The sequence below is a fragment of the Streptococcus jiangjianxini genome, assembly GCF_040225085.1.
GTDB classification, from domain to species: Bacteria; Bacillota; Bacilli; order Lactobacillales; family Streptococcaceae; genus Streptococcus; species Streptococcus jiangjianxini.
Genome location: NZ_JBEHGL010000032.1, coordinates 1 through 12,197, shown reverse-complemented (window position 1 = coordinate 12,197; position 12,197 = coordinate 1). Strand labels below are relative to the sequence as shown.

The 12,197-nt window shown below is 33.1% G+C and carries 9 protein-coding genes and 2 pseudogenes; 7 read left to right on the top strand and 4 right to left on the bottom strand.

Annotated elements, in window-relative coordinates; translation table 11 throughout:
• A partial coding sequence (locus tag ABP870_RS10205; RefSeq protein ID WP_350015267.1) for an integrase core domain-containing protein occupies positions 1–311 on the top strand: 311 nt, incomplete at its 5' end.
• Positions 312–330: 19 nt separating this feature from the next.
• On the opposite strand, the gene ABP870_RS10200 is transcribed toward ABP870_RS10205, so the two are convergent.
• On the bottom strand, positions 331–954 hold the full coding sequence (locus ABP870_RS10200; RefSeq protein ID WP_350015266.1) for a hypothetical protein: 624 nt from the start codon (positions 952–954) through the stop codon (positions 331–333).
• Between the two features lie 209 nt (positions 955–1,163).
• Between ABP870_RS10200 and ABP870_RS10195 the strand changes: the two genes are divergently transcribed.
• From ABP870_RS10195 to ABP870_RS10185, 3 genes are all read left to right on the top strand, one after another.
• Positions 1,164–2,024, top strand: coding sequence for an Rgg/GadR/MutR family transcriptional regulator (locus tag ABP870_RS10195; RefSeq protein ID WP_350015265.1), 861 nt, complete (start codon positions 1,164–1,166; stop codon positions 2,022–2,024).
• Positions 2,025–2,434: 410 nt separating this feature from the next.
• On the top strand, positions 2,435–4,372 hold the full coding sequence (locus ABP870_RS10190) for a class III lanthionine synthetase LanKC N-terminal domain-containing protein (protein ID WP_350015264.1): 1,938 nt from the start codon (positions 2,435–2,437) through the stop codon (positions 4,370–4,372).
• Positions 4,353–5,570, top strand: a complete 1,218-nt coding sequence (locus ABP870_RS10185) for an MFS transporter (protein WP_350015263.1) — start codon at positions 4,353–4,355, stop codon at positions 5,568–5,570. The genes ABP870_RS10190 and ABP870_RS10185 overlap by 20 nt, the downstream gene beginning before the upstream one ends.
• Positions 5,571–5,856: 286 nt before the next feature.
• Here ABP870_RS10185 and ABP870_RS10180 read toward each other — a convergent pair.
• The 3 genes and pseudogenes from ABP870_RS10180 to ABP870_RS10170 form a co-directional block, all read right to left on the bottom strand.
• Positions 5,857–6,162 (bottom strand): annotated as a pseudogene (locus tag ABP870_RS10180) (tyrosine-type recombinase/integrase); the annotation flags it as partial.
• Positions 6,163–6,314: 152 nt separating this feature from the next.
• Positions 6,315–7,133, bottom strand: a pseudogene (locus ABP870_RS10175) (IS982 family transposase).
• Between the two features lie 82 nt (positions 7,134–7,215).
• Positions 7,216–7,722, bottom strand: a complete 507-nt coding sequence (locus ABP870_RS10170) for a TetR/AcrR family transcriptional regulator (RefSeq protein ID WP_350015262.1) — start codon at positions 7,720–7,722, stop codon at positions 7,216–7,218.
• Positions 7,723–7,887: 165 nt separating this feature from the next.
• Here ABP870_RS10170 and ABP870_RS10165 point away from each other — a divergent pair, with 165 nt between their 5' ends.
• The 3 genes from ABP870_RS10165 (at position 7,888) to ABP870_RS10155 (ending at position 11,454) form a co-directional block, all read left to right on the top strand.
• Entirely contained in the window at positions 7,888–9,159 is a 1,272-nt protein-coding gene (locus tag ABP870_RS10165) for an ABC transporter permease (protein ID WP_350015261.1), read from the top strand.
• Between the two features lie 157 nt (positions 9,160–9,316).
• A complete protein-coding gene (locus tag ABP870_RS10160; RefSeq protein WP_350015260.1) occupies positions 9,317–9,934 on the top strand; it encodes a hypothetical protein in 618 nt (205 codons plus the stop codon).
• Positions 9,935–10,104: 170 nt separating this feature from the next.
• On the top strand, positions 10,105–11,454 hold the full coding sequence (locus tag ABP870_RS10155; RefSeq protein ID WP_350015259.1) for a glucose-6-phosphate isomerase: 1,350 nt from the start codon (positions 10,105–10,107) through the stop codon (positions 11,452–11,454).
• Positions 11,455–12,197: the final 743 nt, after the last annotated feature.

The window sequence follows — 12,197 nt, the reverse complement described above, 5'->3', positions numbered from 1 at the left end:
GTCTGTCAGTCGGTTGGCAGAAGACTGCAGCGCTCGTAAAGCAAGCTATTCAGAGTATCCCTTATGCACTAACCCAGGTCAATCTTTTCCATTCTGATCGTGGCAAGGAGTTTGATAATCAGCTGATTGATGAGATGTTAGGAGCCTTTGGTATCACTCGTTCGCTAAGTCAAGCAGGATGTCCTTATGATAATGCCGTAGCTGAGAGCACCTATCGCTCTTTCAAACTGGAGTTTATTAATCAAGAAATCTTTCATTCACTTGAAGAGCTAAATCTTAAAACCAAGGACTACGTCCACTGGTGGAATTGAATAGGATAGACCAAAAACTCTATCCTATTTTTTTTAAATCTTCTGCAAGCCAAGATAATTTCTTAGCGAACACTTTCATATCTCTGATAAGATCTTCTGTATTATAATCAATACTTGATTTTAAACTGTTAGAAGTACTTTTATTGAATTCTATATTTTTCAATAAAATATAATTACGATGAAATTTATTTATTTTTTTTGAAAATATCTTAAGCGACTCTTTGAGAAAAATGTCTTTTTCTTGATTGCTCATACCAAAGAACTGTTTTGCATCAATTACTATATTCTCTAACTCACTTTTTGACAAGCTCGGCATATCTGTATAATACTCTGTATTCTCTAATCGATATATCGTACTTTGTAAGTTACCAGCAAATGTATCAAGTAATGTTACAACTCTTTCAAAATAATGAACACCGATTTCTTTTTTATAGTACGGGACAGTTTGAAAAACAAATGTTGTGCTAAAAGCACAATAAATATCATCTCTTGATGAATTAATAAGTTCATCGACTAGCATCCTTTTCTTCTTATCACTTAAGTAGTTCAAGCGATGTTTAAAATCATCTACTTTTATCGCATCAAGATCAAAATCTCTACTTAACAGAAATTTATTTAAAATCGGCAGATTATTTTTTTTCATATAATCCATCCCCTTCCTTTATATTTATTATTATATCACGCATCTCTGACCTATTTTAAGTATTATACTTTTTTGAGTTGAAAGCCTGATTTAACAGACTTGGAGAAGTTTTTTACTTACCTAAATTTTCTGATATAATAATTCTAAATATTTGAAAAGGTACTGTCAATAATTTTAATAAGAATAAATAAAATTAGTAGGAGGGGCATATGCTAAGTAAAATGGGAGAGTCATTTAAAAGTATGAGAAAATCAAGGGGAATAACTTTGAGTGAAGCAACTGGAGAAGAGTTTTCAGAATCTATGCTTTCTCGTTTTGAAAGTGGTCAATCTGAGATGTCTGCTCAAAAACTTTTTACTTGTTTAGATAATATTTATTTGGATATTGAAGAATATAACTTATTAGTTCGAGAATACAAACCAACAGACTTTTCTACACTACAAAAAAACATTCATCACTTCTACAATCCATATAATGAAATTGGGTTAGAAAAATTAGCGAAAAAAGAACTAGATAAAATTAAAATTGATGGCCGAGAACAATATCATAAACTAAACAATATATTAATTAAAGCTAGAATCAAATCTGTGAATAATAATTATTTCATTCCCGATGATTTGATTGAATATCTAAAGAATTATCTCTTTTCGATGGTAAATTGGGCAAATTATGAATTAACTCTTTTCTCAGAAACTATTCATCTGTTTGAGCCAAATGCATTTTTAAAATATTGTCAAGAAATGCTACATCGTTCTGATTTTTATAAAAGACTTTCTTATAATAGTACTCTTGTTCAGACAATACTAATAAACGGAATCTTCTATAGTGTCGAAAAGAATAGACTAGAAGATGCTTCAATATTAATTGAAACAATAGAACAAAATTTCTCCCAAACTCGAGATGCTTATCTAAAAATTGTTTTTATGATTGCCAATGGTTATTATTTAACAAAATTTGATAAAAACAAAGGAATCTTTTTAATTAAGAAGGGAATCAACATCTTTAAAGATTTAGGCTATGATGACATTTCAACCTATTACTACAATGAATTCAAAAATATCATAGATTGATTTTTTGCTTATATTCAAAAAATATATTTAAACAATAAAATGATTTATCCTATTAATATAAATAATGAAAGGAGATTAACTGATGACTTCATTTATTAATGACATTAATAGGATTAAACCATTGAACTCACAAACAATCACTAATGGTTGGTACTACAAATGGATGCTATTAAGGTTTTTACTTTTTTATTATTTCGAGCTAGACAAATGTTTAGCTCTTTACTTTTTTTAAAAAATTTTTCATGGTCTAAGGAGAAAAGAATTGTCATTTTCAACAAACGCATGTGTAATAAATGGGAAAAAGTTTGATTACTATTCAAATTCGGATAAAAAAGAAAAATTAAAAGATACTCAAAAATTTGAAAAAACCGTCTTCTATAAGATCACTACTATCACTGAGGATTAAATTAATGAAAAAAGAAGAACTAATTTACAAGAATATTCAACCATATAAATTACCTTTTTGGGGTTACAAGATACATATTTCTGCAACAATTAGTAATTACAATAAAATATTTTCAATCGTTGAACCAATTCTCAAAAAACTAGATTTAGGATATAAATATTTAGATGGATATGAAAGTATTTGGAATAACTTTTCTGTCAATGAAACGATGGCTGAATCCGGAAAATTTTTCACCATTTATCCAAAAGATAAACAAGAATTACTAATAGCTTTAGAAGAATTATATGAGTCACTAAAGGAGGAGGAAGGTATCTATATCATGAGTGATAGACCATATAAAGATTCCAAAACAGTATTTTATAGATATGGTGTAATTAAATTTGATCCTAAACAAACGGAGGAAGGTGTTCCAACTTTATATGGTCCAAATAATCAAAAATTTCAAGATTTTCAAAAAAACTATTTTGAAATTCCTGAATGGATTGATGATATTCAACCTAAAGAAAAATTAAAAGATGGTTATTTAGGAAGAAAGTATACAGTTGATAAATTAATCTCTGAGAATAATGGTGGAAATGTCTACAGAGGTCAAATATTAGAAAGTCGATTAGGAGTAATTTTTAAAGAGTCTAGACCTAATATTCTTTTTTTCGATAATATTGAGAAAAGAAAGTTAAGAGAAAATGAGTATTTATTGACAAATAGACTTGAAAATTATACACCTTCATGTATTGAAAAGGTAAGTGAATGGCTGAATACATACTACATATATGAAGAAGTTCAAGGAACAAATCTATATAGTTATTTAAAAGAGTATACAATTTTTAATTTTGGGACGAAAACTAATTTTGATTTATCAGAAAACATTCTCAAATTTTCTAAATTTATTTCAACTATTAAAAAAGTAATAAATCTGATATATCATTTTCATGAAAATGATATCGTATTAAATGATATACACCCCGATAATTTTATTGTTGATTTTAATGAAAATATTTTTTTCGTTGATATGGAGCATTCATACTTATATGGAGATTCTCCAATTATTGGTATTCATCACGATATAGCATTACCCGAATGGAATAGTTTAGATGGAAAAATAGCAGACTGTAATAAATTGGGTAATATGATTCTTTTTATGATTGCTAGACTTCAAATAAATAATAAAACCGTATATAATAAAGAACTTCTTGATACATTATTGAAAAATTTCGGAATTTATTCAAATATTTCTGATTTAATTGGTTACCTCTTTACATCAGATGCTAATATTGTTAAAGCCAAGGATATTATCAAGCAAGTATATGTCAAAAAATCTAATCAAAAATATAATTTGGATGTTTCTAATTTGCCAAAAAATTCTTATTGTATCGATTTTATTCCATATATAAAAAGTAACCACTCCTATTTTTCTGATTCAGATGATATAAAATATCAGATTGATTCGTATGATAGATATGGAATTGATGGTTTGGCAGGTAAACTTTATACTAACTATATAGTTGGAAAAATTTCAAATGATGAACTTAACTATGGTTTACAAAAAATACTTGATAAATTAATTTATACTAAAATGGGGAGAATGGTTCCAATTGAAAATAACAATGGATCTCCTTACTTAGACTCTGGAAATGCCGGTTTAATATCTGTTTTAATATTACTTGATCCAGAAAAATATAAAGATATTATCATCGAGTTGACTGACAGCCTCAAATTTGAATTTGCTCAGAGACCTGGATATTTTAATGGAATGCTAGGTGTTGCTGAAGTTTTATTAAACGTATATTCACAAATTTATAAGAAAGACGACTATTTATTTTATGCTGAAAAATTGTTATTAAATACTAGTTTTTATGTTGAGTATAAACTCGTTGAAAAAGAACAATTTATTCAAGTATTTAATCACTATATTGGGGTTATTAATGAATCTACTGATAAATAACAGATTTTTCAGATATACTTCTATATCTACCTTTTTAAATCAATTTGGCTCTTCAATATATAACATTGTTTTTATCATTTATGTTGCCTCTACATATCATTCAAAAACTCTTGTAAGTATAGCTAACATTATATTGATGATCCCAGTGTTATTTCAACTATTAATAGGACAATGTGCTGATAGAGTAAAAAATAGAGCTAAATGGTTGATTTGGGGAGGAATCTCTCAGTCCATATTATTTATTATAATTGCCTATTTAACCACTCAGAAATCATACTTAGTATTTTCTGTGATTTGTCTTATCAACATTGTTTCTGATTGTATCTCTAATCTATTGTCTGGGGTTTCAATGCCGATATTTAAGCATCATATCCCTCAAGCTGAACTAATGTCTGCTTACTCGATTCGAAATATTATTTCCTTCATTTGTGGAATAGGTGGACAAACCTTTGGTATTTGGTTACTTGAAATTTCAAACAAAAACTTTGGTTTTGTTGCCATAATAAATGCTTCTTCCTTTTTGATGTCATCAATTATTTTAGTATCTATTAAATCGTTATTGATAAATAATAAAGAAAAAATAGCAAAATTCAATTTTTCTAGAAATTTCTTCGAAATGTATAACGCGAGCAAAGGAATTTTTTCAACTAAATCTGACAGTCAATTTATCAAATTAATAACGACTGTAATTATTTCAAATGTACTTGGATCTGCAATCATCCCCATTTTTAATCTATACTTTCTAGAGAATAAATGGCATAACTTCTCTTACGGACAAACTTTATTAATTCTGAACACTACAATGATTTTAGGAAATATTTTAGGAAGTCTATTTCCTAAAGATTTTTTCTCAAGATTACCTTTAAAAAAAATACTAGTACTAGAACTATATAGTTTTGCATTAATAGCAATTTCTTTATTTTTGAAGTTTCCATTTATTTTTGTACTTTTTGTCTTTTCTTTTAACTGTTTTTTAGTAGGAAAATTTAACCCTAAGTTCAGTGCAACTCTAATGACAAATGTTCCTGATAATATGCTTGCTCAAGTATCATCATTTATTTCATTCTTAGTTATGATCAGCATTCCAATTGGAACTAGTATCTTCTCTATAATTTACGTATTTAATAGTAATATTATTTGGATATTATTTTTAGGCTTAACAATTATTGGTTTATATTTTCAAGTTGAATCTCAGTAATATAAAATTTTAATTCCAAAAATAAATAATATTGATGACAATCTTAATAATCAAATTCTGAGTTTATTATAACAGTGAAAAATGTATTAGTAGTATCTATTTTTTGTAAAGTATTTATTGCTGCGAATTTGTTGCGAAAGATAAATAATCTAGCTCATTTAATAAAATTTAAAACTTTAAAACCTTATTAAATCAACCATTTATGCCCCTATATAATATGTGAACTACATGTAGGGGGCATCTAACTCAACAGAAAAAAGCCCTAGAAATAGGGCTTTTTTGAGTGTCATTTTCCCGTTTGCCCACCGGTTTGCCCACCAGAATTTTTTTCTCTTTCAAACCACTCATTTCTGGTCTCATCTAAAAGAAGTATATATATACTTCTTAGCATACTAGTATCTTTATGTCCAAACCATCTCGCCAAAACTTCTAATGGAACACCTTCTTGAACTTTGACACTTCCATAAGTATGTCTAGCACCATAAGCTGTCATAATAGGCTTAATGTTTAATTCTTTCACAATCTTTTTAACTCTTTTATTTACCGTAGATTCATTTGGTATTTCCCACTTCGAACCTGCCTGAAAAAACAAAAGCATTATTTAGCTAAATGGAACAAGAGCAAGACATATGCGACTCAAGAAAAGCATCGCACTTTAGCAATACTTTTCTAAGTCATTTTACATAAAACTAGTGAGCAGCCATACCAATATGATATCAGAGGTATACTATTTTACCCGTGGTGCTAGTTAGTCTTAAAATAATTTAAATTATAGGCAAGTACCATTTGTTCAATTCGTATCTGTAGCCCAGACAGCCCTCTTGCCAAGGTTTGTTCAATATTAAATAGCCTGCAAAGTTTAGAAAAGCGTGTCTCAATGGTTCGTCTCATCGCCATCAACTGCCAATGGTTATGTTGATTAGCTCCATCCATATTTTGTCGCAAAGGCCTCCATAAATGATCCTCTTCTCCTTTCAAGGCTTCTTTAAGATCATGACTGAGATAGCCTAAATCAGCCAGAATAACAGACTGTTGACAACCTTCTAATAGGTCGCTAACTACATTGATATCATGAACAGAGGCTGGTGTAACCACATAATTCAGAATATAACCTGATAAGGTGATGAGCATATGCACCGTGAACCCGTAAAACCACAGGTGTTTAGACGCATTGTAACCAATATCAGCCATCCCTTTAACAATATTTGCACGATGATTGCGAACGATTTGGCAAAGCGGCAAAGGAAAACTGTCCACGATAGCGGTAGTATCGGATACCTTGCCATTCATTGATTCTCGGATCAATTGAACTCGCTTTAATTGACCACAAGGAAACAAGCGACAGATGTTGTAGAAATGGCGCTGTGACATAATGCCTAATTCAGCTTGTAGCAAAAGCAAGACTAATAGCGACTCGTCTGAAACGTTAGCTAGTCCAATATTACGTCGATGTTGAAACTTATCTGGGCAATGTTCGCGATAAAGGCGATGACAAATGGGTGATCATTGAGGTAAACTCCATTGTAAATGATGGGATTTAGCGGTATACTTTAAGTGGCTCATGTGGACTAACCTCCTGTATGTTTTGTCACTTACAGTGTAGTCCATTTGGGCTTTTTATTGTCGTTTGAGATTAACGGTTCATTTAATCAGCAAAAATACGTTTAAAGAGGTTGTACAGAACATCTTCTTGTTCTTGGGTCAATCTGTAATGATTGTTTTTTAAGATGGCATAGGCCCCTCCTACTGCAAAGGAAAGTCTTAGCTGAACGGTCTCTGGTAGTTGCTCTGAAATGGTCTCTTGATAGAGCTGAAACGTTTTTTCTAAAGTTTCATCTTGGTTCGTAAACAACGCTCTATTTTCACTGTAAACCTGACGAATAGTCGTTTGAATGTCATCCAAAAGAGTTGTCATATCCTCTTCTTGAATAGGATTTTCCAAAAGAAACTGACGAATTGGTTCTAGAGCTTCTTCTTGTAATTGTGCCACAAGATCATAAATATCGGTGTAATATCGATAAAAAGTAGACTTATTGATGAGTGCTTCTCGACACAAGTTTTCCACATAAATCTTTTCAATAGGCTTATCCTGTCGCAATCGGACAAAAGCCTCTTTTATCGCCTTTTTGGTTTTGATGACTCGCTTATCCATGAATGCCCTCCTCAATACTAACTATTTTAGTCTTTTTTCTGAAATATACAACGATTTTGCGAAAGGTGTTTGATAAGCAACGATTTAAAAAAATCGCTGATTGAATAGGCTAAAAAATAAGCCTATAATACCCTTTATGATTTAAAAAATCGAAAAGGAGACATCATGACTTTTAAAAAAATCGTTCTTAATAAACTCATGTTAATCGCTATGATAATTGCAGTGGTTTATCAAGTTGCTATGATTGGTATTTACATCGGTGGCTACAAATACACAGCTGACCGTCCTGAAAAAAGCAAGATTATCTACGTCAACCAAGACGGTAATAAGGGCAAGGATATTGTCAAATCCATGAAAAATACCTTGGATTTTGCCAGCCAAGACGAAAATAGCCTGAAAAAAGCCAAATCCATCCTTCGCAACCACAAGGCTGCTTTAGTCATCAATATCCCTGAACATTACACTGAAGACATGGCTCAAGGCAAAGCTGTCCAGCTCAATTACTTCTATAACAGTGCTGGTGATACCATCAGTAAACAAACAGGGACAACCATCGCTAGCAAATTAACAAGCAAAATCAACTTAGCAGTATCTAGTCAAAAGATGCAGGCTGTCCTTGTTAAATCCATGATGGAAGTGTCTAAACCTCAAATCGAATCCGATATCAAAAAAGCAGTTGGCGCGGATCCAACCAAACTCGAAGTTGTTCAAAAAACAGTTACAGCTAACTACCAGGAGCGGTTCACGCAAATGGCTAAAAATGCCGTTGACCTCAATAGCGTTTCTGAAAACAGTAAGGACATTAATCCCAAACCAACGTCTAAAATGAATCTCATTATGACCCCCATGATTGCTCCTGTATCCAGTTATATCGGTGCTATGATTTCATCCATCATCCTTTATAGTTTTGTTTTTAAAAAGGCAATCCGTTCTAATGTTTCTCGAAAATGGTTAGGTTGGCTTGCCCTTGAAGTTGATTATCTCTTGATTTCATTGGCTGTTGGCGGAGCTGGTGCTCTCATGCTGGCTTGGATTAATCATTTTAATCAGGAAGTCACCCTTAAACTCTTTGGTATTCTAAGCCTCAATACCTTTGTTAGCTTCCAACTGATTTTAGCTATTTATATGGTCCTTGGAGCAGTTGCTTTCCTTGTCACCCTACCTTTAACATTAGCCCAAGTTGTGACAGCAGGTACTATGATCCCAGAATACCTCATGGCACCTGCGCTAAAAGCTATTCGTCCATACCTTCCTGTCTCATCATCATGGCAATTAATCCAAGATACTATCTTCAAAACAAGCACAGATACCGACCCACTCTTGCAATTGGTCATGATTGCTGGTGTCACAATGGTTATCTCCCTCATTATCTTGCCAATCCGTTATCATAAAGATGCAGCCCCTCGACCTGACATCGATGTGCTAACCTTGCTATAAAGCATTTCATTCAACTAGTTAGTTTTTTAACTGGCTAGTTTTTTTGATATAAAGGATTTCACATTTTCAAGAAATGCTTCCCACCTTGAAAGCTCATTTATGTTACTATAAGAACAAGGAAAACTAACCTTTCCAATCTACTGTATCAGGAGTCTTTATGCGAAAATTTTTCCAGACTACACTTTATGAGTTGTCCTTCTATGTTGAAATTATCATTTCAATTATTCTAGCCGTTGTTTTAGCAACCCTAACAGCCCGGTTGGTCTTTGATATATCAGGCGTTTTTCAGTCAAATAACACCATTGAACATTATCTGCAACATTTTCTTAATCAAGCGATGAGCATTGCCATTGGGGTCGAATTGATTAAAATGTTGACTAAACACACGTCAAGTACCATCATTGAAGTCCTACTCTTTGCTTTAGCTCGTCAACTGGTCGTTTCTCACGGTAGTGCCTTGGACACTTTACTAACGGTTATTAGTTTGGCAATCCTTTTTGCATCACGTAAATTCCTTCTCAGTCACTTCGATGACCCTAATAGCATCATCGTCCGAGGTAGTCAAACTGTTAAAATGGCTAACCTTCTGGCTCGTGTTGATATTCCTTGCAAAGACAAGGAATTAATGCGTGACTTTATGGCTCGCCATCTTAAAGCAGAAGATAAAACTGTTGCCATCGGAGCATTTATTCATATTAAAGACCTTGCCTTACGTGTTGACAATATGAAAGAAGGAGTTATCACACGTGTTGAAATCATCAAATCACACTATTGATTTTCTGAAATATAATCATTATTTTCAAGAAACTTTCTGTAACAGTAAACTTTGATTTAAAACTGTTTATAACGCTTACATTATTTTACAAAAATAATTTGAAATGATTGAAAAAAGTCTCACAAAAGAGTATGATAGTATCTGAATCCAAAATTAACAGGAGTATTAAAATGACACACATTCAATTTGATTATTCAAAAGTTCTCGATCAATTTGTTGCACCGCATGAACTTGATTACATGCAAGCATCAGTAACGGCAGCAGACAGTATGCTTCGTCAAGGTACTGGACCTGGATCAGATTTTCTAGGATGGCTTGATCTTCCAGAAAACTACGACAAGGAAGAATTTGCTCGTATTCAAGAAGCTGCTAAAAAAATCCAATCTGACAGCGATGTACTTGTTGTCATCGGTATCGGTGGTTCTTACCTCGGTGCTAAAGCTGCTATTGATTTCTTAAACAACCACTTTGCTAACTTGCAAACAGCAGAAGAGCGTAAAGCTCCTCAAATCCTTTACGCAGGTAATTCTATCTCATCAACCTACCTTGCTGATTTAGTAGAATATGTTCAAGATAAAGAATTCTCAGTCAACGTGATTTCAAAATCAGGAACAACAACTGAGCCTGCTATTGCTTTCCGTGTCTTCAAAGAGCTTTTGGTTAAAAAATATGGCCAAGAAGAAGCTAACAAACGTATCTATGCAACAACTGATAAAGTTAAAGGGGCTGTTAAAGTCGAAGCTGACGCTAACAACTGGGAAACTTATGTTGTTCCAGATAATGTTGGGGGACGTTTCTCAGTCCTTACAGCTGTAGGACTTCTTCCAATTGCAGCTGCTGGTGCTGACATCACTGCCCTTATGGAAGGTGCTAACACTGCACGTAAAGAATTGTCTTCAGATAAAATCTCTGAAAACATCGCTTACCAGTACGCAGCCGTTCGTAATGTACTTTACCGCAAAGGCTATGTGACTGAAATCTTGGCTAACTATGAGCCATCACTTCAGTACTTCGGCGAATGGTGGAAGCAATTAGCTGGTGAATCAGAAGGTAAAGACCAAAAAGGAATCTACCCAACTTCTGCTAACTTCTCAACAGACCTTCACTCACTTGGTCAATTCATCCAAGAAGGTTACCGTAACCTCTTCGAAACAGTTATTCGTGTTGATAAACCACGCAAAAACGTTCTTATCCCTGAAATGACTGAAGATCTTGATGGACTCGGTTACCTCCAAGGTAAAGATGTTGACTTTGTTAACAAAAAAGCAACGGATGGTGTTCTTCTTGCCCACACCGATGGTGGCGTACCAAACATGTTTGTGACTCTTCCAGAACAAAACGAATTTACACTCGGATATGCTATTTACTTCTTCGAATTGGCTATCGGTCTTTCGGGCTACCTCAATGGTGTTAACCCATTTGACCAACCAGGTGTTGAAGCCTACAAGAAAAACATGTTTGCCCTTCTCGGTAAACCAGGATTTGAAGACCTCGGCGCAGAACTTAACGCTCGTTTGTAATCCATCATTATCATAAAAATGAAGAGTCCTGAAAAGGGCTCTTTTTGCTGCCAAAAACCTCCTGCATTGAAGCAAGAGGTTAGAGCATGAGGAATAAAGGTAGGCGTTCAATACCAGAGTATCGTCAAATGAATTAACTTTCAGAACAAGGAACAGAAAAGACGCAGAACAGCACTTAATACTCAATGAAAGTCAAAAGCAGACTAGGCGACGCCGATACAGATAGAGCTGTCTTCATCAAATCAAGTCAACAAGGGCTGTTTGGGGTTTTCGAAGAGTATGAGTAGGGCAAGTTCGAAAGTGACCACGTATCAAAGTGAATTCAAAAGACTATCTATCGAAAAATCTCCAAAGTCGTCGTCTGACTCTGGAGATTTTTTCTTTACTGACAATTTTCCTCTATCGTCGTAGCTCTAAGATCAATAACTCTTTTACTAGCCTTACAAGTTTATAACATTATTTTCTTCCCTGTGATTGCCACAAACTATACGCTGAATAAGAGGTATAGATGATAACAATTATCAAAGAGATATAAAAGGTTACATTATAAATAGAGAACACATCTTGATTTAAGGTTGAATCGGTTACACTAAACTAGACAGAATTTATAAAGTGTTCTATAGTAATCAAAAACAGGAGAAAAGATATGTCTAGAAAAGTACGTCGTCAATTTAGTGATGACTTTAAGCAACAAATCGTTGACCTTCACAATGCCGGTATGAAACGTAGCGAGATCATCAAAG